This is a genomic window from Mesorhizobium sp. NBSH29 (genome assembly GCF_015500055.1).
Classification (GTDB): domain Bacteria; phylum Pseudomonadota; class Alphaproteobacteria; order Rhizobiales; family Rhizobiaceae; genus Neomesorhizobium.
Map to the genome: position 1 here is coordinate 3,339,251 of NZ_CP045492.1, position 21,430 is coordinate 3,360,680.

Here is a 21,430-nt window from a genome sequence, read left to right on the forward strand (position 1 = left end):
GAAGCTGTCAAACGTTGTCTTGATTGATTGATAAGCGATCACTTAGGGCCGCAACCGGCAAGGGCAACACAGTCTGTGCGCGAACATCGTAGTACATTGCAGCCGTTCGTGATTTACACACCGCTTTTTCTGGTCTTTCAGATGCGAATCACTACATTCCCGTCTGATGTCAGGCTTTCCCGACGACGATATGCCGTTTTTCGGCGAGACGGCTTCCACGCCGCGCCAATCCCCCGCCCCTGCCTCGTCCGGCGGCGGCATTGCTGCGCGTGCAATGGCCGCGCGCCAGGGTGGTCCGCCAGACTATCTCAAAGGGTTGAATCCCGAGCAGCGACTTGCCGTGGAAACCACAGAGGGCCCGGTTCTGGTGCTGGCCGGCGCGGGCACCGGCAAGACGCGTGTGCTCACCACCCGCATCGCCCACATCCTAGCGACGGGCCGCGCCTATCCGAGTCAGATTTTGGCGGTCACATTTACCAACAAAGCTGCTCGAGAGATGAAGAGCCGCATCGGCGTACTGGTTGGTGAAGCGGTCGAGGGCATGCCCTGGCTCGGTACGTTCCACTCGATTGGCGTCAAACTTTTACGACGTCACGCCGAGCTTGCCGGCCTGAAGTCGAGCTTTACCATCCTCGACACAGACGATGTCATCCGTCTTATCAAGCAACTGATCCAAGCCGAAGGCTTGGACGACAAGCGCTGGGCACCCCGCACCTTTGCCAACATGGTAGATGGCTGGAAGAACAAGGGGCTCGGCCCTGACGAAATCCCCGAAGGCGACGCGCGTGCTTTCGCCAACGGCAAAGGTCGCGAACTCTACCGCGCCTATCAGGACAGGCTCCTGACGCTGAACGCCTGCGACTTCGGCGATCTTCTATGCCACCCGATCCGTATCCTCCGTAAACACCACGACGTGCTGGCCGAATATCACCGCCGGTTCAAATACATCCTTGTCGACGAATATCAGGACACCAACACCGCCCAATATATGTGGCTGCGGCTTCTGTCGCAGCGACCCAAAGCCTCCGAAAGCAGCCGTGACGTTACGGCCGATGAACGCAAGCCTAACCGGACGTCGGCCGGCCAAGCCGCCCCCGCGGAGGGCCAGCCGCCGCAGGCGGCGGGACGGCCCGTGAGCCAACACCAAGTCAACATCTGTTGCGTCGGCGATGACGACCAGTCGATCTATGGCTGGCGCGGTGCGGAGGTGGACAATATTCTGCGCTTCGACAAGGATTTCCCTGGCGCCGCGATCATTCGCCTTGAGCGCAATTACCGGTCGACCGCACATATTCTGGGCGCTGCCTCACATCTGATCGCCCACAATGAGGGCCGGTTCGGCAAAACCCTGTTCACAGAACTTGCCGCTGACGATGACAACAAGGTGCATGTCCACGCAGCTTGGGATTCCGAGGAAGAAGCCCGCGCCGTCGGCGAGGAAATTGAGGCTGCCGAGCGCCGCGGCCACAAACTCAATGACATGGCAATTCTGGTGCGCGCGTCTTTCCAGATGCGCGAATTTGAAGATCGCTTTGTGACGCTTGGTCTGAACTACCGCGTGATCGGTGGCCCGCGCTTTTACGAACGGTTGGAAATTCGCGATGCACTCGCCTTCTTCCGCGTCGTGGCGCAGAGTGCGGATGATCTTGCCTTCGAGCGCATCGTCAATGTGCCCAAGCGCGGGCTGGGCGAAGCCACGATTCGCCAGATCCACAACACCGCTCGCTCTATGCGCGTGCCGATGCTGGAAGCAGCTACCGCGCTTGCCGAAAGCGACGAGATGAAGCCAAAACCGCGCGCCGCACTGCGCCAGGTGGTTGCCAATTTCGAGCGGTGGCAAAAAGCACTTGAAACTACACCCCACACCGAGCTTGCCGAAACAATCCTGGAAGAAAGCGGCTACACCGATATGTGGAAGAACGACCGCTCGGCCGAAGCGCCAGGGCGGCTGGAGAACCTCAAAGAGCTCCTACGCTCGATGGAGGAATATGAGAGCCTGCGCTCCTTCCTCGAACATATCGCGTTGGTGATGGACGCCGAGCAGAACGCTGAGCTCGACGCCGTCAACATCATGACGCTGCACTCGGCAAAAGGACTCGAGTTCGAGACCGTATTCTTGCCGGGATGGGAGGAAGGCCTGTTTCCCCATCAGCGCGCGCTGGATGAAGGCGGTCGCTCGGGGCTCGAGGAAGAGCGCCGTCTCGCTTATGTCGGCCTGACCCGCGCCAAGAAAAATCTGCACCTCTGGTTCGTCTCGAACCGGCGTATCCATGGCCTTTGGCAATCGACGATACCGTCGCGTTTCCTCGATGAACTGCCCGAAGCGCATGTCGAGGTTTCTGAAAGCAACAATTCCTACGGCGGATATGGCGGCTCATATTCTTCTGGCCGGGCGGGGCGTCAGAATCCTTACGGCGCATCACGCTTCGACAATGTCGGGGCCGACACCGATAAGTCTTTTTCCAACACCTATTCCACGCCGGGCTGGCAGCGGGCCCAGCAAAATCGCACCGAAGCGACGGACCGCAACTGGGGCACGCGCTCCGGCCACGCGGTCGAGCGAATCGGCTATGGCGAAGCCGATTCAGGCTATGGCGCCGGCCGCGGCTCGGTGAAAGGCCGCATGATCGATGGCGAACTCGTCGCCAAATCCGTATCCGACAGCCCATCAGCCTTCACGGTTGGCGACCGCGTCTTTCACCAGAAATTCGGCAATGGAAATGTGTCGTCAGTCGAGGGAAACAAACTGACAATCAATTTTGACAAGGCCGGCCAGAAGAAGGTGCTGGACGGATTTGTTATTCCTGCCTGAAGGCGTTTTTCGCTTGATTAGCTAACTCATTTTCGCACGCCAATTAGCGCAAAAGGACTTTTCATGGACGTCAGAGATTCAAACGGAACCCTGCTCGCCGATGGGGACACTGTTCATATTATCAAGGACCTGAAACTAAGAGGCTCATCGACCGTGCTCAAGCGGGGAACGGTCATTCGCGGCATCCACCTGACCGGAAACGAGGGCCAGATCGAGGGCCGCACCGACAAGGTAAAGGGCCTTGTATTAAAAACCGAGTTCTTGAAAAAGGCGTGAGCCGAACCTCCGCGCTCACGCCTTTGCGGCTGTCTTTCGTTTGACCGCAGTTTTCCGTTTCGGGGCGATTTTTCGGCCATTCGCCTTTCCGGTCTTCGCTGTCTTGGCGCGACCTTCTTTTCGTGCGTCAGCGTCCTGAGCCGCAGTTTCGCATTTAGCCCGAAACGTCTCTACTTCGCTCTCGGTCAGATGCTCGATGCCAATAAACAGATTGTCTCCACGGCTAACCCGCAGCAATTCGTCGACCTTGGTCTGAATCGCGGCCCCGTCTCGATTCTGCGTGTTCTGAATCAGAAATACCATCAGGAAAGTTATGATGGTCGTGCCGGTGTTGATGATTAGCTGCCAGGTGTCCGAAAAGCCAAATACTGGGCCGCTGATAGCCCAAATCACGATGATCACCACGCAGACGATAAAGGCCATCGGCCGTCCCGTGGCGCGGGAAACCTTATTGGCAACCGATGTGAAGAATTTTTCGAACATGCGTGAAGTCCCGATACGACCGTTCACCCATAATCACCAAAGACGCTTTCGGTTCCGCAGGCCAGTTCAGCCCAGCGCAACCAGCAATTGAAGTCGATCTTCGCGCATTGTTTCGACCTCTCGGATAATGTCCCTCTTGCCGGCAACCACCCCTTTCCGGCCCACAGCCCAAGCTGCGGTCCCAGGCCCTTCCGCCCGTGTCACCCCTCTGGCGGAAGGGTCTTCATTTTTCCTTCCCAACTGTCGAGAAAAACTTCAATCGGCAGCTTTTGCATGTCCGGAATAGCTTTAAACAGCATGTCGAGCGACCAATCCCACCATTGCAGCACTTGAAGGCGTGCAACAATCTCTGGCGCAAACCGCAAGCGCAGTTTCTTCGTCGGCACACCAGCAACAATCTCATAGGCACCCACATCGCGCGTTACCACCGAGTTGGCGCCGATTACCGCACCGTTGCCGATGCGAATTCCTGGCATCACCACGGCGCCATGGCCAATCCAGACATCGTGTCCAATGCAAACCTGTTTGCCACGCCGACGCGCCCGAAACTCCTGATCAACACCGAGGTAGCGGAAATATTCATTAGGACGATAGGTGAGCTTGTGCCCTGAAACGCGTTCAATTGGATGTTCCAGCGCATTGATCCGCGTATTGGACGCGATTGAACAAAACTTACCTATTGTCGAGTAGATCGCCTCAGCATGGCGCTCGAAATAGGAAAAATCGCCAACAACCACCTCGCGCAGCACCACACGCTCGCCAATTGCCGTATAGCGCCCAAGCTGGCAGCCTTTCAGCTCCGCTGTCGGGTGGATGCGCGGCGCTGGCGCAGTGAAGCGAAGATTTTCATCCATCGTCGCGCTTTACGCCGCAAGCACCAGCCGGGCAAGCGGCTGCAGGCGACACAACCTATTCAGGTTTGCCACTTACCCATTCGACCTGCTGGCCGTAAAGCGGCACTGTGGAGATAGCCATCTTGGCCGAACCGTCCTGCACTTGGCGCGAGTGCGACAGGTAGACCAGCGTATTGTTGGCTTTGTCATAAATGCGGTTCACCACCTGCTTTTTCCAGAACAGGCTGATGCCCTGCTTAAAAACTTCCTCTCCGCCTTCCCCAAGATCGATTTCACCGATCTTGATAGGCCCAGTCTGCTGGCAGGAAATCGCGGTATTGGACGGATCCTCGAACCAGTTACCCTTCTGCAAACGGTCGATCACTCCGCGCTCAAAATAGGAGAGATGGCAGGTCACGCCCTCCACCTCCGGGTCCTTAACAGCCTCAACGATGATGTCGTTGCCAAACCAGTCAACGCCGACTTCACCAACCCGTTCGGCAGCGGCGGGCACCACTATTGAGGCCGCTGCTAGAAGCGTACAGGTGGCGAATGCATAAAGTCGGAACATGGGAGGTCTCCTGGGCGAAAAGAATTCGTTCCGGCTCAAATGGGGCAGTGTGTTTGATATGCAAGCGCAGGCCTCGAATATGAACGAGGCGCGGCAACATCGCGTCTTCCCCAGCGCCGGCCAAACGCGCTATTGTGAGCAGAATGAAAACGTCGCAACCCATTGGATCCCGCGCCGCCCTCCTTGCAGTAACCCTTCTAACGTTGGGCGCGGCAACCGGCGTCGTGTTCGCCGCTTGGATTGAAAACGGCGCAGCGATGTTTCTCAGCATGGCCGAGACTGGCCTGTCCTGGTGCTTTTAGACGAGCACTGCCCCTTTCCGTTTCAACACCGGATTTTCCCATGATGCGCTCCATTCTTATCGGCATAATTGTTCTCATGGCGGCCGGCATCGGGTTTTTGACCTACCAGTGGTACAGCCAGACCCACGGCAAAGGGCAGCCTTACGGTGCGCCGTTTGAACTGGTGGACCAGAGCGGCGAAAAGATTACTGAAGCAGCGTTCCGCAGCCAGCCGACAGCGCTGTTTTTCGGCTTCACACATTGTCCCGAGATTTGTCCGACGACGCTTTTCGAACTCGACGGTTGGCTCAAAACGCTGGGCAATGACGGCAAGAATATTCGCGCCTATTTTGTCACCGTCGACCCTGAGCGCGATACTGTAGACCTCATGAAAAACTACGTCTCCAACGTTTCCAACCGCATCACCGGCATTACCGGCGACCCTGAAAAAGTCGCAGCGATGGCTAAATCTTTTGGCATCTATTCCAAGAAGATTCCGCTTGAGGGTGAGGATTACACAATGGATCACACCGCCTCAGTCCTATTGCTGGGCAACGGAGGTGATTTTGCCGGTACCATCGCCTATGGCGAAAACCCCGACAACGCGATCGCCAAGCTGAAGCGGCTGAATACGAAAAACTGACGGGCGCATCGCAATGACTGACACGACTCAGACCCGTTTCTACTGCCGCGCCTCACGCGCCGATGCGACGCGCCTCTTTGTCTTGTTGGAGACCGAATTTGAAGACGACGGTTTTCCGCTCGCTATCCGTGAGATCAACGAGGAAGCCGATATCGATGAGGTCGAGCTCTATGCTGATGGCAACCTTGATGTCGTTGAAGATCGTATCACCAGGATTTTGGGCGATACGATCCTGTCAGACCCGCTTACCCGCGAGAAATTGCCCGACACAGACTGGGTTGCAGCCTCACTGGAGGGGTTGAAACCAGTACGCGCCGGTCGCTTTTTCGTCCATGGCTCACATGACCGTGCCAAGCGGCGCATTGGTGACCTTCCCATCGAAATCGAAGCTGGGCTTGCCTTCGGTACCGGTCACCACGGCACCACGTCGGGCTGCCTCGACATGATCTGGCGCGTAGCGGGGCGCGAACGTCCCCGAAATGCGCTTGATCTGGGCACTGGCAGCGCCGTACTGGCTATCGGGTTGGCCAAGATGGCGCGCATCCCAGTGCTTGCCACCGACATCGACCCCGTGGCGACAAAAGTAGCGGTGGCCAACGTCCGGCTGAACCATGCGGGCGCTTTCGTAGAGACGAAAACCGCGACCGGCTTCCACCACCCGGTTTTTGCAAAATGGGCGCCATTTGACATGATCGTGGCAAACATCCTGGCCCGTCCGCTAATGCGGCTGGCCCCCGAGATGGCAACCTATCTCACCCCAGGTGGATCACTGATCCTGTCGGGTATTCTTGAGCGACAGCGCAACGCTGTGCTGGCTGCCTACAACGGCCAGAAATTCAGGCATGTGGCCACGCTTGCCCGCGAGGGCTGGGTGACGCTGCATCTGAAGCGCTGAAACAAAAAAGGCAGCCCACGAAGGCTGCCTTTCGACACGCTAAACTAACGCAAAACTTAGATCAGATAGGCGTTGGGTCGTTTGCTGAGCTCCGAGCGGCTGTAGCCATTGGCCTTCAGCGTCTCATCGTCGAGCATCAGAAGAGCGCCGTTAACGTAACGCTGCGCCTGCTTTTCACGCGATGTGACGAACGCCTGAAAGGCGCCTGCGAAAAATCCACGAACTTTGGTAGCCATTGCATCTCTCCGGTGGAAATTGCGATGTCCTCCACAGCCATGAAGGTAAGGGGTGCTGACCTATTCAACCAGTCTCGATGTTGCATGGCACCCATCTCATTTTGCACTGCAGCATAAAAATGGCGCATTGATTCAACTCATTCTGGCCCATAGAGCCCGTTTCGGTTTCCCGAACTATGCTGTACCGTCGCAGCGCTTGAGAATCGTCGCGCCATAAGGAAAAGCACTAATGTTTCAGACCTTTGACGTGAAAAGCGATGCGGACGCCGGCCCACGCCGGGTGGCTGACTTGCGCGTTTGGCTGACCGAGAACGGCCTGGATGGCTTCCTCGTGCCCCGCTCCGACGAGCATCAGGGTGAATACGTCGCCGCCCGATCAGAGCGGCTGCGTTGGCTCACCGGTTTCACCGGCTCTGCCGGGGCTGCCCTGATTATGCGCGAGCGCGCTCTCATTTTTGTCGATGGCCGCTACCAGTTGCAGGTGCGCAGCGAAGTGGACATGCGGCTGTTTTCCGTTGAAAGCCTGATCGACAATCCGCCAGCGGCCTGGATCAGCGAAAATCTTGGCAAGGGTGCTCGCATCGGTTTTGACCCATGGCTGCACACGGTCGGTGATGTGAAGGCGCTAAGAGAGGCCTGCGAGAAAGTCGGTGCGACGTTGGTTGCGCTGGAACGCAATCCGATCGACATTTTATGGACAAACCAGCCCAGCCCTCCGCTTGCTCCCGTGGCAATCCATCCCAACGCGCTGGCAGGCCAACTGGCCAAGGACAAGTTGGTACAGCTTGCCTCGTCCATCACCCTCGATGGCGCGACCCATGCCGTTATCACTGACCCGTCATCCATCGCTTGGGCCTTCAACATTCGTGGTAACGACGTGCCGCACACGCCCCTGGCACTTGGCTTTGCTATCCTCGCCGCTGAAGGATTGCACCGCCTGTTTATGGACAAGCGCAAGCTTGGACGTGAGACCGAAGCCTATCTGACTCAATTGGCCGACCTCCACGCACCTTCGGAGCTCGACGACGCACTTGTGGCGATTGCGAAGGCGGGCGGGCGCGTGGCCCTAGACCCCGCACTTGCGGCCGAGCGCCTGCGCATGGTGGTAGAAGATAACGGGGGAACAGTTGTTTCCGCGACTGATCCAGCCCGCCTGCCCCGCGCCACCAAGAACAACGCCGAACTTGCCGGTGCCCGATCAGCCCACCGCCGCGACGCGGTGGCCGTGATCAAACTACTCGCCTGGTTGGACCAACAGCCTGCCGGCTCGCTTGACGAGATTTCGGTGGTAACCCGACTGGAGAAGAGCCGCGCCTCGGTTGGTGAAGAAGCGCAAATGCCGTTACGTGACGTCTCCTTCGACACCATCGCCGGCGCCGGACCAAACGGCGCGATCATGCATTATCGCGTTTCGCAACAAACCAATCGGAAGATCGAGGATGGCACGCTGTTTCTGCTCGATTCTGGCGCGCAATATCAGGACGGAACCACCGATATCACCCGTACCATGGCAGTAGGCCGCCCCAGCGATGAGATGCGCCAACGTTTTACCATGGTGCTAAAGGGCCTGATCGCCATCTCGACCCTGCGCTTTCCTGCAGGCACCCGCGGCATGGATATCGATGCCTTTGCCCGCGTCGCACATTGGAAATCAGGCTGCGATTTTGCCCATGGAACCGGCCATGGGGTGGGATCCTATCTATCAGTCCATGAGGGACCCCAGCGCATTGCAAAAACCGGAACCGAGAAGCTTCTCGAGGGCATGATCCTGTCCAACGAGCCCGGCTACTACAAAGAGGGTGAATACGGTATCCGCCTCGAAAACCTGATCGTTGTGACGCCGGCCGAGTTAATTGGGGGCGGCGACATCGCCATGCACCGGTTCGAGACGCTGACACTGGTGCCGATCGACAGACGGTTGATCGTGACCGTTCTTATCAACGAAGAGGAACGCGCCTGGTTGAACGATTATCATGCCCGCGTGGCCGATGAGATCACGCCGATGCTGGGCGGGGCGGAACTGGCCTGGCTGGAAGCGGCGACAGCGCCGCTCTGATCATTAAAAAAGATATCGCCCGGCGATCAGAACGGCAACGCCGGCGAGAAACATCGTCATGAGACCAAAGCGCAGCGCCACCAGTCCGGCGACAAGGAGCGCAGTCAATCCTACCGGGTTGCCCGACAGCACGGCCGGTGCCACCAAGGTCGTCAACACGGCAGCAGGCACCGCATCAAGGCCCGCCTCGACGCGCGGATGTATGCGCTCGAACCGCGAGAGCACCAGATGCCCGCCTATCCGCGCCAGATACGTAACGACCGCTCCTGCAATAGTGATCCATAGAACCGTGCTCATAGCTGTGTTTCCCCCACAGACTTAACAGGCGCGGCGAACGCAGCCAAAAACACGCCAGCGGCTGCGCCGATCGACACATGCCAGGGAGAACCGACGAACTGGTACGCAAGGATCGATGCGACCGCGCTTGCGAGGACCACCGGCAGCCAGAATGGCCGCTTGCGAAATCCCATTACCAGACCGAGGAAATAGATCGGCAGGAGGAAACCAAGTCCAAGCGAGTTGGGGTCAGGAACCAGCCGCGCGAAATGGGCGCCAATCCACGCTTCAGCAACCCATGCGAGCCATACAGGCAAGCCAAAGCCGAGATACCAGGCGAAGGTCAGTAGACCTAACTCGTCTCGACGCTCCGATTGTGCATATTGCGGGTCAGTTAGCAGAAAAAATGCCACCGCCTGCTGTGCTAGCGTCCAACTCTTGATTTTGCGCCCGAGCGCTGCCGAGTAAAGCACATGGCGGAAATTGACGGCAAAAATGGAAAGCACCACCACCCACGGCGCGATCTTTTGGCCGAACAATTCAATCCCCACCATCTGGCTGGCGCCTCCATAGATGGCACCGCTCATCAAAGTTGCTTCGAAAACACTGAATCCATTGGCTACCGCCAACGCACCGAACAGAAAGCCGAAGGGAAGGACGGCGACGATCAGCGGCAAACATCCCCGCATTCCTGATCGGAAGTCACTCAGCCAGATATTGCGCGTATCTTCAAACTCGGATTGGACAGACATTCGATCTCCTTGAACCACTGGTTCTTAGAAAGTAGCGCTGATGCTGTCATGTGAATTGAATTGAGCGGTGCGTCAGCGGAAGTGATCGAAACGTTCAGCACTCACCTCCCCTGCCCGACGAGTTCAAACCATTGTTCCTCATCGATCACCTCAATGCCCAGATCGCTCGCCTGTTTCATCTTGGAACCGGCACCTGGCCCGGCGACCACCAGATCGGTCTTTTTCGATACCGAACCGGCAACCTTGGCACCCAGCCGCTCGGCCATAGCCTTGGCCTCGTCGCGTGACATTTTTTCGAGTGAGCCGGTAAAGACCACCGTTTTTCCCGCCACCGGCGACGACACTGCGGCAACCGGTTCTTCGTCCACAGGCGTTACCTCAGCCAATAGCGCGTCAAGCGCGTCGCTATTGTGTCCCTCGACAAAGAAATCGACTAGCGCTTCGGCAACGATCGCGCCGATACCGTTGATACCGACAATCTCCTGCCAGGCACTATTGCCCGGATCGCTTTTGCTAACCGGCATTCTCGCATCTTGGCTCACCTTTCGCATGGCCGCGAAGGAGAGAAAATGGCGGGCCAGACGTCTGGCAATGGTTTCACCGATGTGGCGGATACCGAGCGCGAAGAGAAAGCGGGAAAACTGCACCTGACGGCGGTCATCAATGGCCGCGAACAACTTTCGCACCGAGACTGCACCAAACCCGTCAATATGTTCCAGCTTCGTCAGAGATCCCGACTGGCGCGTCTGCAAAGTAAATATATCCGCAGGTGTGCGTATCCTCAGCGCCGGATTGTCATGGCGGAAAAAGAACTCGATCTGTTTCTCGCCCAACCCTTCAATATCGAGCGCATTACGCGACACAAAATGGCGGATCCGCTCGACTGCCTGCGCCGGGCAGACCAGGCCGCCAGTGCAGCGGCGGACTGCCTCACCCTCCTCGCGTACAGCATGGCTGTCACAGACCGGACACCGGTTAGGGAAGCGATAGGGTTCAGCATCGGCTGGTCGTTTTTCCATCACGACATCGAGAATTTGCGGGATGACATCACCTGCCCGCTGTATAATCACCTTATCCCCGATACGGATATCATGCCCCTCGGCGCGGATCGGTTCTCCCTTATTGCCGAGGCCCTTGATGTAGTCTTCGTTATGGAGGGTGGCGTTTGTAACAACCACGCCGCCAACGGTCACAGGTTCCAGTCTCGCGACAGGCGTTAGCGCACCTGTGCGACCCACCTGAATATCGATCCCGTTCAATGTCGTGATCGCTTTCTCGGCAGCGAACTTATGGGCTATCGCCCAGCGTGGGCTGCGCGCGCGAAAGCCCAGCCGCTCCTGCAGTCCAAGCTGGTCAACCTTATAGACCGCACCATCGATATCGTAGGGCAACGCCGCCCGCTCTGCGTCGATTGCGTGATAATGTGTCAGGATCTCAGCCACCGTCGTACAGCGCACCATGTGCTCATTGACCGGAAAGCCCCATCGCCGAAAAAGCTGAACCACATCAAATTGGGTCTCACCAAGCGGTTCACTCGTTTCACCCCAGGCATAGGCAAAGAATTTCAGCGGCCGCGACTTGGTGACCGCGGAATCTTTCTGGCGAAGGCTGCCGGCAGCAGAATTGCGCGGATTGGCGAAATTCTGTCCGGTTTCTGCCATGCGCTGGTTGAGCGCAAAAAAATCATCGCGGCGCATGTAAACCTCACCGCGTACCTCCACGATGTCTGGCGCATCGTCTGGCAGGCGTTCGGGTATCTCGCCGATGGTGCGGATGTTAGCGGTGACATTTTCGCCGGTCGAGCCATCTCCCCGCGTGGCCGCTGTCACCAGCTTGCGGTTCTCGTACCGCAACGACATCGACAACCCGTCGATCTTTGGTTCCGCCGTAAAGACCAGCGGCTGGTCAGCAGGCCAGGCGAGGAAACGACGCACGCTTGCGACAAAATCGGCGACGTCCGCATCGGCAAACGCATTGTCGAGCGACAGCATCGGCTTTGCGTGCTGAACTTGGCTGAACGTGCCCGACGGCGCGGCGCCCACCGAACGCGAGGGCGAGTCCGCCCGTACTAACTCGGGAAACTTTGCCTCGATCTCGGCGTTGCGGACCCGTAACGCATCGTAGTCACCATCGCTGATGATTGGCTTGTCTTCGCTATGGTAGCGGCGATCATGCGCGACGATCTCAGCCGCAAGTTCAGCTAGCGAAGCCTGCGCCTCATCAGTTGTCAGTTTGTCAACAGGCTTGGAGGAACGGGAGGGCATGGTCGGCATATCCGCATTTTTGACAGGCTAGAATAAATCGGCTGCAAAGCACATCACGACGCGTGCGCGTTTTCAGCCAGCAACCGCTCGGCTGCCGCGCGCGCTTCGTCTGTAATCGTAGCGCCAGCCAACATCCGTGCTATTTCCTCCTGACGGGCGCTGCGGTCCATCGCGGCAATGCCGGTCGAGACACTTTCAGCGCAACCCGTTTTGGAGATAAGGTAATGCGTATGCGCGCGGGCGGCCACCTGTGGCGCATGTGTTACTGATAGAACCTGAACGCCTTCCGACAGCCGAGCCAGCCGTTGCCCGATGGCATCCGCAACCGCACCACCAACACCGGTATCTATCTCGTCAAACACCAGCGTTGGCGCCGAGCCGCGATCAGCTAGCGCCACTTTGAGCGCGAGCAGAAAACGCGAAAGCTCACCGCCCGACGCGACCTTCATCATCGGACCCGCTCGCGTCCCGGGATTGGTACGAACCCAGTATTCGACTTCATCAATCCCGTGCTGCGTGCGGTTTTGCCATTCGCTGGTGAGCTCAACGATGAACTCGGCTCGCTCAAGTTTGAGCGCCGGCAATTCGGCCATCACCGCGCGCTGCAGGTGAAAAGACGCGGTCTTGCGTTCTTCCGAGAGGGCTGCGGCTGCTGCATCATAGGTCGCACGCGCCGCCACCGCTTGCTTTTCCAGTGCCAGGAGGCGTTCCTCCCCCGCATCGAGGTCGGCCAGATCCGCTGCCATCTTGTCACGCAGCTCAGCCAGATCATCGACGCTTACCGAATGCTTGCGTCCAGCAGCGCGCAGCGCAAACAATCGCTCTTCCGAACTCTCCAGCTTCCGCGGATCGAATTCAGTCGCCCTCAGGGCCGCCTCGACACCCGATTGCGCGGCATCTAGCGACACAAGAGCATCGTCAAGCGACTTCACCACATCCTCAAGAAAGCCCGGCGCTTCGCTAGCCTTGCGTTGAAGGCGGCGCAAAAGGCTCGCCAATAGCGGCGACGGTGCATTGGGGCCGGAGAGGATATCTTGCGCGTCCTGAATATCGGCGGCGACTTTTTCCGCCCTCATCATAGTAGAGCGCTGCTCGGAAAGCTCGGTTTCCTCGCCTGGCTGCGGGTCAAGATGCGAAAGCTCGGCAACAGAAGCGCGCAAAAAATCTGCCTCTCGCGCGGCAGCCTCGACGCGGGCTTTGTGGCGCGCCAGTTCCTGATCCGCGCTTCGATAGATCTTCCATGCCTCAGCAGTAGCCCGCACGTCTCCGCCATGGCCGCCGAAGGCGTCCAGAAGGTCGCGATGCGCGGCCGCGTCGACCAACGCGCGGTCATCATGCTGTCCATGGATTTCCACTAACGCGCGCCCGATCTCACGCATTAGTGCCACGCTGGTCGGCTGATCGTTGACGAAAACCCGGGTGCGTCCGTCAGTCGTCTGCACGCGCCTCAAAATGACATCGCCATCATCGTCGATCGCGTTGTCGCGCAAAATAACACGCACGGCGTGACTGCCAGGAACGTCGAACACCGCCGTCACCTGCCCTTGGCTGGCGCCATGGCGTACCAGCGACGCGTCGCCGCGCGCGCCAAGCGCCAGCGACAGGGCATCCAGCAGGATCGATTTGCCGGCACCCGTTTCGCCGGTCAGCACCGAGAGCCCGGCGGAAAAATTGATGTCCAGCCGTTCGATCAGTACAATATCGCGGATCGACAGTTGGGAAAGCATTGATGCCTACATCAGGCGCCGGTGATCAGCTTCCCGGCCTTGGAAATCCACGAGCCGGAGTTGTCGCGCGGCTCAAGCCCACCGGTCTGTAGGAGCTTGTAGGAATCCTTGTACCATTGGCTGTCTGGATAATTATGCCCAAGCACTGCTGCTGCCGTCTGCGCTTCTGAGGTCAACCCCATCGCATAATAGGCTTCCGTCAGGCGCGAAAGCGCCTCCTCGACATGGCGTGTGTTGGAATAGTTCTCCACCACATAGCGGAACCGTTTCACCGAAGCGATATATTCGCGTCGTTCCAGATAGTAGCGGCCGATCTGCATCTCCTTGCCGGCCAACTGGTCGCGGGCAAACCTTATTTTGGCTTTGGCATCCTCGACATAGGAGGAATCGGGCCAGCGCTCGACCACTTCCTGCATTGCCTCAATGGCTCGGCGCGATTCTTTCTGATCCTGCGTCACATCGCGGATCTGCCGGAAATAGCTCAGCCCAACAATATACTGCGCATACGCAGCGTCAGAATCGGTCGGGTAAAGCTGGACGTAGCGCTTGCCGGCGTTGATGGCGTCGTCGTAATTGCCCTGCCTGTAATCGGCGAAGGCACCCATCACTAGCGCCTTGCGACCATATTCCGAATAGGGGTGCTGCCGGTCGATCGATTTAAACTTCTTGCTGGCCTCGCCAAGCCGCCCAGCGTTCATGTTTGCCAGGCCCTGATTGTAGAGCACGTCCGCAGGATCCGTCTGCTCAACATAGGTCGCGAGATCTACATCCTGATCCGATGCACATGCCGAAAGGAGTAGAGGCGCACCGATAACCGGAAGAAGTGCCAAGGCGATCCCGGACCGTCGCGCCGACTGCGCTGCTCGTACAAAAAACATGATCAATGTTCGCCCTTCTGGCGTCGTAGAAAAGGAAGGCTTGGGCGAGCCATTAATCACAACTGCCCGTCATCGGCAACGCTATGCCGCCTCAATGGCGCATTTTTGTGGCGCAACGACACCGCCTTCACCTTTAACGGGTCCGATGGTCACATTCCCACGCTCTTCGCTCGAAGGAGGGACAACTACCTGAAAAGGCTTCGAATCAGATCATCCAGGGCGCGTAGGTAGGCATACCTATAGCGGTCATCTCCGCAGCCCTGCCCCGCCTGCTCCGGGTCGTCTCAACAATCTCGAAGTTCGCGGTATCGCAAAGCACAGCTCGCAATGCCGAGGCATTCAACCGGTGGCCGCCTCGATACGACCGGAAGCATCCGATAAAGCGTGCCCCGGCAAGCGCCAGATCGCCCATGGCATCAAGCGTCTTGTGGCGCACGAATTCATCCGGGTAGCGCAGACCGTCCATATTGATAATGCGGTGATCATCGCCGATGACCAGCGAATTCTCGAGCGAGGAACCAAGCGCATAACCTGCAGCCCACAGCCGTTCCACGTCTTTCATGAAGCCAAAGGTGCGCGCCCGGCAAATCTCATTGCGAAACAGATCGGCGCTCAGTTCGCCCGCAAATGACTGGCGCCCAATGGCCGGGCTCTCGAAATCGATTTCCACCTCGAAGCGCGTACCATCATAAGGCCGAAACTCAGCCCAGGATGCGCCATTCTCCACCCTGACTGGCTTTACGATCCGGATAAACCGGCGCTTCGATGCCAAAACGTCAATGCCCGCCTGATCGAAAGCCGCTACGAACATCGCCGCGCTGCCGTCGAGGATGGGAACCTCCGATCCATCAATGTCAATTGCAACATTGTCGATCCCAAGCGCAAACACCGTAGCCATGAGATGTTCCACGGTGGCGACATGGTGTTTGGAAGGATCGCCAAGAATAGTACTCAGATCGGTACCACCAACTTCGGAAACTAGCGCCGGAATTTCATTGTCCGGACCATCAACACTGAGGCAATGGAACACAATCCCCGTATCAGCATCCGCCGGATTAAAATGCACGCTCACGGGTTTACCACTGTGAACGCCAATGCCCGACAGGCTGAAACGCGATTTAATGGTCGTTTGGTAATCGTGCAAAATAATCCCCATACGGCACCTTGAATGGCCGCTATGCTGCCTGCCCACAGTCGCGTTCTCGTCTCACGGAGAACCGCTCAGGACGAAATTAGCTGGCGCGAAGATAGGCGGGACCGGGCGAGTCTCCAAATCACGGTTTTTTAACCCGTGAAATCACCTGCGTTTGAACTATTCGCACGAACAAGCCTTTGAAACGACTGCATTTAAAGTGAAAGCAGGCGGGAGTTGGAACTCCCGCCTGTTAAAGAATGTTACGAACCGTTAACGGATCAGTTGGCCTGCCGGCGAAGGAATGCCGGAATCTCCAGCTGATCGTCCTCCTGCACCGCCCTGGGCTGCGGCGTGATCCGTCCCTGATCGTCGAGCTGGCCGCGACGCGGAGCATAGAGCTGCGGGTCCTGCGTGGCGACGCGGCGCGCTTCCGGTGCCGGCTGGCGCAGTTTTGGCTCACGCGGCTGTGCTGGCTGCAGACGTGCGGGTTCTTCTTCACGGCGCGAAGCCAGGCCATTGGTCAGGCGCTTGAGCAGACCCATCGGACCACGGTCCTCATGGTTCGTGACAGGGCGGTGAACTGCTTCCAGTTCAGCCTTGACGACCTGCTGAAACTCCTCGACGCGCGGCATCCGTGCAACGGGAGCGAGCTGCGGTTCACGCATTTGCGGCGCTGGTTCCCGCATTTGCGGTACCTGCTGTACCGGTTCCGCACCGGGCACCGGCTGGAACAGCTTGCTTTGTGGACGGAAGCCGTCGTCGACCGGCTGCGCTGCCGGACGCGCTTGTGCCAATTCGGCTGCGTTATGCTCTGCGGCGCGAATGGCATCGGCAACTGGATCGGCGGCGCGAATCGGACGGATAGGCTCTGGTGCCGAGCGTATCTCTACAGCTCGAGGCGCCGGTTGTGGCTGGGTCTGTGGCTGCTTTGCGGCGGGACGAATGGTCAGCGGCGAAGCAGACATTTCCAGCGCCGATTTGTCGATGCCGGTAGCAACAACCGACACGCGGATAACGCCTTCAAGATTTTCATCGAAGGTGGCGCCCAGAATGATGTTGGCTTCCTGGTCGACTTCCTCGCGAATACGCGTTGCCGCTTCGTCAACTTCGAACAGTGTCAGGTCGCGACCGCCGGTGATAGAAATCAACAGGCCGCGCGCGCCCTTCATCGAAGTTTCGTCGAGCAGCGGATTGGCAATCGCAGCCTCGGCAGCGGCCATTGCACGACCCTCTCCGGACGCCTCGCCAGTCCCCATCATGGCTTTGCCCATCTCGCGCATCACCGAACGAACGTCGGCGAAGTCAAGATTGATCAGACCTTCCTTGACCATCAGGTCGGTGATGCAGGCAACGCCGGAATAGAGCACCTGGTCGGCCATCGCGAAGGCATCAGCAAAGGTGGTCTTGTCATTAGCAATGCGGAACAGATTCTGGTTCGGAATGACGATCAGCGTATCAACGTTCTTCTGCAGCTCCTCGATACCGAGGTCCGCCGTCTTCATCCGGCGCTGGCCTTCGAAGTGGAACGGCTTGGTCACAACACCAACCGTCAAAATGCCCTTTTCACGGGCCGCACGCGCAACCACCGGAGCCGCACCGGTGCCGGTGCCTCCGCCCATGCCCGCAGTTACGAAGCACATATGGGTGTTCGACAGGTGGTCGATGATTTCATCGATACATTCTTCAGCAGCTGCACGGCCGACTTCCGGCTGCGACCCGGCACCCAGGCCTTCTGTGACGTGCGCGCCAAGCTGTATGAGACGTTCAGCCTTCGAAATCGTTAGCGCCTGCGCGTCGGTATTGGCAACGACAAACTCGACACCACGCAAACCCGCCGTGATCATGTTGTTGACAGCGTTGCCGCCGCCGCCGCCGACACCAAATACGGTGATCCGCGGCTTGAGCTCGGTAATGTCCGGCTTTTGCAGATTGATCGTCATTGTCCTGGTCCTTTGCCTTTCCTGCCGCCTCGCCCCGCGGCGTATGTCTTGGGGGATTTCCCCGAACTGGTACTAGAAACTGTCACGCAACCACTGGCCCATCCGATGGAACGTGCCACCGGTACCAGTCATCTTCATGCGCATTCCGCCACGCGCCTGGATGTTCTCCAGCCCGGCAACCTGGGGGTAAATCAATAGCCCGACCGACGTCGCAAACGCTGGCCCCTTGGCAGCTTCTGGCAAGCCGCCGACACCCAACGGGCGTCCAATGCGCACATTGCGCCCAAGAATACGCCGCGCGGCTTCGGGTAGACCCGCCAACTGACTGGCACCACCTGTCAAAACGACCCGCTTGCCGACCGCATTGCCATAGCCAGACTGGTTCAGCCGGTCGCGCAGCAACTCCAGTGTTTCCTCGATACGGGCGCGGATAATGCGCGTCATCACCGAGCGCGGGATCTGCATCGCCACTTCGCCATCATCAGTGCCCATCGGTTGGATCGAGACGACATCGCGGTCGTCAGCGCTACCGGGCAGCGCCGATCCATGCATAACTTTCAGGCGCTCGGCATCGTCCAGCCGCGTCGAGAGACCCTTGGCCAGATCGAGCGTCACATGATTGCCGCCCACCGCAATGGCATCGGCATAAGCAAACTTGCCATCGGCAAAAACCGATATGGTGGTGGTACCGCCACCCATGTCGATGCAGGCTGCGCCCATCTCCAGTTCATCATCAACAAGAGCTGCAAGCCCGCTGGCATAAGGCGTCGCCACCATGCGCTCGACCGAAAGATGCGAGCGGTTGATGCAAAGCTCGAGGTTACGCAGCGGTGCCGCATCACCAGTCAGCACATGCATGTCGACGCCAAGCATGTCGCCGACCATCCCGCGCGGATCACGCACGCCGCGCTCGGCATCAAGAGAGTAGCCGGTTGGAAGGGAGTGAACAACTTCGCGTTCAGCTTTCAGCGCTTGTTTAGCCCCGGCACCCAACACGCGTCTGATATCTGCCTCGTCGGCTTCGTGCCCACCAAGATTGACGGTCGCACAAAAATTCTCGCTTTTCAGGCGCCCGGCACTGATGTTGACAATCAGCGAGTCCACCGTCAGCCCGGCCATCCGTTCGGCCGCGTCGACCGCCAGCCTGATTGCCTGTTCGGCACGATCGAGATCTACGATCACACCGGATTTGACTCCTTGGGATTTCTGGTGGCCAATACCGATTACCTGCGCCTTGTGGGTGCGTCCACGCAGCTGCTGGCTTGGCTCGGCAGGTTTCATGCGTGCCACGATGCAGCACACCTTGCTCGACCCAACATCAAGCACGGTGACGATGCCGGAGCGCCGCGCGGCTGCATCGCCGCCAACCCCGAGCCAGCTCATATGCGCCGCTCCGTCTTTTTGGGCTTGCCCTTGCTATCAAGCGACGCATTGCGACGCTCAAGGGCCTCTGGTGTCAGTTGAACAACGAGCCGGTCATCAAAGCGCATGTCGATTGCCACGATATCGCTCGACAAGACGGCGTCCTGCTCGTCCATGGCCAGTATCTGTTCGATAGCCTCGCGTTCGCCGCGCTCAGGCAGTTTGATTGTCACGCCGTTGTCAAGCCTGACGTCCCAGCGTCGCTCGCCAACGCGGATATACCCACGCGACCGGGACGCAAGCGCTGGATAGCCCTGCATCAGCTTGACAAATCCGGCGGCGTCTTCCGAAGCACCAAGGCCGATAACCAATGGCAATTCAGCATCGCGTGAAGAAGCAAAGGGTGCAATCACATTGCCATTCTCTTCGATGACGACGAGTTCGCTGCCATGCTGCCAGACGGCGAACGGTCTGCGCTCGTCGATGCTGATTTCAATTTCGTCGGGATAAACTTTGCGGATCGCGGCCGTCTGCACCCAGGGCAAGGTTGCCACGCGCTGACGTGCGTGCTCGGCATCAAACCCGATTAGCGAGGTCCAACCATCCAGCCCCAGCTCCTGCAACACATCGATTTCCGAAGTCTGGCGATGTCCAACGATCCGAACCTGGTCGACTGCAAACCCGGTGCGCGCGGCAACCGCCTGAATCACTTGCGGCATGTGTCCGCCGAGGAATGCGCCATAGATCGAAAACGCACCTATGCAGAGCGCCGATAATCCGGTCGCCGCAAACGGCGGCACGGCATAATCGCCCTCATAGGCACGCGACAGAGCACGGGCAGGCTTGCGCAACCAGCGCGGCAGCACAAATCCGTCCGACAGCCAGGCAGGAAGCTGCCTGGCGCCACTCTTTGTGCTGACCTGTCCAAACCTCAACGCAAACAAGAAGCGTCCTCCACCATCCAGCTCAACAGCGCACCAAACGAATGTCCCGCCGCCATCGCAATCTCAGGGACCAACGATGTCGGCGTCATGCCGGGCTGCGTATTGACTTCGAGCCAGATAATCTCGCCATTTTCAGAATGGCGGTCGTCGTAGCGGAAGTCAGATCGGGAGACCCCCCGACAGCCCATAGCTTGGTGCGCCTTAAGTGCTAGTGTCTGTATTTTTTGGTAAATATTTGGTGAAATTTTTGCCGGGCATTCGTGTTTTGAGCCCCCCGCAACGTATTTTGAATCATAATCGTAGAATGCATGACCAACTGGGATGATCTCAGCGATGCCAAGAGCCACATCGCCCATCACTGCGCAGGTGAACTCACGGCCATAAACATAACGCTCGACCATCACGACATCTCCGTAGCGCCACGCATCAGAGCCTATGATTTGCGGCGGATGCGCCTGATCCTCCTTAACCATCACCACACCGAAGCTCGAACCTTCGGCAACAGGCTTGACCACATAAGGCGGCTTCAGGGGATGCTTGCTACCAATATCGAAGCGGCTCATCACTTTTGCTTCGGCAACAGGAATACCAACCGATTTAGCGACTCTCTTGGCTTGCTGCTTGTTCATCGCAAGCGCTGAGGAAAGCACACCCGAATGTGTATATGGGAGACCAAGGTATTCTAGGATACCCTGCACCGTACCATCCTCGCCAAAGGGGCCGTGCAGCGCGTTAAAAACCACATCCGGCTTCAACTCGGCTAATACCTGGCCAATGTTGCGATCAACATCGACCCGAGTAACCCGGTAGCCCTCCGCCTCCAAAGCATCTGCACAGGAATTTCCTGACGACAGCGAAACCGGCCGCTCTGACGAGAACCCGCCAAACAAGACCGCTACGTGTTTCTTGGTCATCTTCCCCATATCCTCTCAGCACGTCCATGCAGTCTTCCGTCAAACGAGTCCGAGTCCTCCGGCCGGTCGACCCCCAGACCGAACACCGTGGACACAAATGCGACTCAAATCAGGAAACGCTGATATCCTAAAGAATCAGAGAGTTGATTCCC

19 protein-coding genes are annotated in these 21,430 nt (G+C 58.3%); 5 read left to right on the top strand and 14 right to left on the bottom strand.

Annotation, left to right across the window (positions count from 1 at the left end; translation table 11 throughout):
- The first annotated feature begins 166 nt into the window (after positions 1 to 166).
- Both GA830_RS16505 and GA830_RS16510 read left to right on the top strand, forming a co-directional pair.
- Entirely contained in the window at positions 167 to 2,812 is a 2,646-nt protein-coding gene (locus GA830_RS16505) for an ATP-dependent helicase (protein ID WP_195162864.1), read from the top strand.
- A gap of 63 nt (positions 2,813 to 2,875) precedes the next feature.
- Positions 2,876 to 3,088 (top strand): alkylphosphonate utilization protein, encoded by a 213-nt coding sequence (locus tag GA830_RS16510; RefSeq protein WP_195162865.1) that lies wholly within the window; start codon positions 2,876 to 2,878, stop codon positions 3,086 to 3,088.
- Between the two features lie 15 nt (positions 3,089 to 3,103).
- Here the strand turns inward: GA830_RS16510 and GA830_RS16515 are convergent, their stop codons facing one another.
- The 3 genes from GA830_RS16515 to GA830_RS16525 all read right to left on the bottom strand — a co-directional run bounded on the left by GA830_RS16515 (position 3,104) and on the right by GA830_RS16525 (position 4,975).
- Complete coding sequence (locus GA830_RS16515) at positions 3,104 to 3,571, bottom strand: low affinity iron permease family protein (protein ID WP_195162866.1); 468 nt, start codon at positions 3,569 to 3,571, stop codon at positions 3,104 to 3,106.
- A 200-nt stretch (positions 3,572 to 3,771) separates the two neighbouring features.
- Positions 3,772 to 4,425 carry a DapH/DapD/GlmU-related protein gene (locus tag GA830_RS16520; protein ID WP_195162867.1) on the bottom strand — a complete coding sequence of 218 codons (654 nt, stop codon included), beginning with the start codon at positions 4,423 to 4,425 and terminating at the stop codon, positions 3,772 to 3,774.
- Between the two features lie 55 nt (positions 4,426 to 4,480).
- A complete protein-coding gene (locus GA830_RS16525; RefSeq protein WP_195162868.1) occupies positions 4,481 to 4,975 on the bottom strand; it encodes a CreA family protein in 495 nt (164 codons plus the stop codon).
- A 342-nt stretch (positions 4,976 to 5,317) separates the two neighbouring features.
- Between GA830_RS16525 and GA830_RS16530 the strand changes: the two genes are divergently transcribed.
- Together GA830_RS16530 and GA830_RS16535 are read left to right on the top strand one after the other, a co-directional pair.
- Positions 5,318 to 5,899 carry an SCO family protein gene (locus GA830_RS16530; RefSeq protein ID WP_195162869.1) on the top strand — a complete coding sequence of 194 codons (582 nt, stop codon included), beginning with the start codon at positions 5,318 to 5,320 and terminating at the stop codon, positions 5,897 to 5,899.
- A 13-nt stretch (positions 5,900 to 5,912) separates the two neighbouring features.
- Complete coding sequence (locus GA830_RS16535) at positions 5,913 to 6,794, top strand: 50S ribosomal protein L11 methyltransferase (protein ID WP_195162870.1); 882 nt, start codon at positions 5,913 to 5,915, stop codon at positions 6,792 to 6,794.
- A gap of 56 nt (positions 6,795 to 6,850) precedes the next feature.
- Here the strand turns inward: GA830_RS16535 and GA830_RS16540 are convergent, their stop codons facing one another.
- Positions 6,851 to 7,030 carry a hypothetical protein gene (locus GA830_RS16540; protein WP_195162871.1) on the bottom strand — a complete coding sequence of 60 codons (180 nt, stop codon included), beginning with the start codon at positions 7,028 to 7,030 and terminating at the stop codon, positions 6,851 to 6,853.
- Positions 7,031 to 7,259: 229 nt separating this feature from the next.
- On the opposite strand from GA830_RS16540, the gene GA830_RS16545 reads away from it, so the two are divergent.
- Positions 7,260 to 9,086 (top strand): aminopeptidase P family protein, encoded by a 1,827-nt coding sequence (locus GA830_RS16545; protein WP_195162872.1) that lies wholly within the window; start codon positions 7,260 to 7,262, stop codon positions 9,084 to 9,086.
- A gap of 3 nt (positions 9,087 to 9,089) precedes the next feature.
- On the opposite strand, the gene GA830_RS16550 is transcribed toward GA830_RS16545, so the two are convergent.
- The 10 genes from GA830_RS16550 to GA830_RS16595 all read right to left on the bottom strand — a co-directional run bounded on the left by GA830_RS16550 (position 9,090) and on the right by GA830_RS16595 (position 21,278).
- Complete coding sequence (locus GA830_RS16550) at positions 9,090 to 9,383, bottom strand: AzlD family protein (protein ID WP_195162873.1); 294 nt, start codon at positions 9,381 to 9,383, stop codon at positions 9,090 to 9,092.
- Positions 9,380 to 10,114 carry an AzlC family ABC transporter permease gene (locus GA830_RS16555; RefSeq protein WP_195162874.1) on the bottom strand — a complete coding sequence of 245 codons (735 nt, stop codon included), beginning with the start codon at positions 10,112 to 10,114 and terminating at the stop codon, positions 9,380 to 9,382. The genes GA830_RS16550 and GA830_RS16555 overlap by 4 nt, the downstream gene beginning before the upstream one ends.
- A gap of 101 nt (positions 10,115 to 10,215) precedes the next feature.
- Positions 10,216 to 12,378, bottom strand: a complete 2,163-nt coding sequence (gene ligA, locus GA830_RS16560) for an NAD-dependent DNA ligase LigA (protein WP_195162875.1) — start codon at positions 12,376 to 12,378, stop codon at positions 10,216 to 10,218.
- Positions 12,379 to 12,431: 53 nt separating this feature from the next.
- Entirely contained in the window at positions 12,432 to 14,105 is a 1,674-nt protein-coding gene (gene recN, locus GA830_RS16565; protein WP_195162876.1) for a DNA repair protein RecN, read from the bottom strand.
- 11 nt (positions 14,106 to 14,116) lie between these two features.
- Complete coding sequence (locus GA830_RS16570) at positions 14,117 to 14,983, bottom strand: outer membrane protein assembly factor BamD (RefSeq protein ID WP_195162877.1); 867 nt, start codon at positions 14,981 to 14,983, stop codon at positions 14,117 to 14,119.
- 205 nt (positions 14,984 to 15,188) lie between these two features.
- The gene (gene lpxC / locus GA830_RS16575; RefSeq protein WP_195162878.1) at positions 15,189 to 16,139 is read right to left on the bottom strand and encodes a UDP-3-O-acyl-N-acetylglucosamine deacetylase; all 951 of its coding nucleotides are present in this window, start codon (positions 16,137 to 16,139) and stop codon (positions 15,189 to 15,191) included.
- 257 nt (positions 16,140 to 16,396) lie between these two features.
- On the bottom strand, positions 16,397 to 18,058 hold the full coding sequence (gene ftsZ / locus GA830_RS16580) for a cell division protein FtsZ (protein WP_195162879.1): 1,662 nt from the start codon (positions 18,056 to 18,058) through the stop codon (positions 16,397 to 16,399).
- Between the two features lie 72 nt (positions 18,059 to 18,130).
- Positions 18,131 to 19,441, bottom strand: coding sequence for a cell division protein FtsA (gene ftsA / locus GA830_RS16585; RefSeq protein WP_195162880.1), 1,311 nt, complete (start codon positions 19,439 to 19,441; stop codon positions 18,131 to 18,133).
- Positions 19,438 to 20,364 (bottom strand): cell division protein FtsQ/DivIB, encoded by a 927-nt coding sequence (locus GA830_RS16590; protein WP_308460455.1) that lies wholly within the window; start codon positions 20,362 to 20,364, stop codon positions 19,438 to 19,440. Before GA830_RS16590 ends, ftsA begins: the two co-directional genes overlap by 4 nt.
- On the bottom strand, positions 20,352 to 21,278 hold the full coding sequence (locus GA830_RS16595; RefSeq protein ID WP_195162881.1) for a D-alanine--D-alanine ligase: 927 nt from the start codon (positions 21,276 to 21,278) through the stop codon (positions 20,352 to 20,354). The genes GA830_RS16590 and GA830_RS16595 overlap by 13 nt, the downstream gene beginning before the upstream one ends.
- Between the last annotated feature and the right edge of the window lie 152 nt (positions 21,279 to 21,430).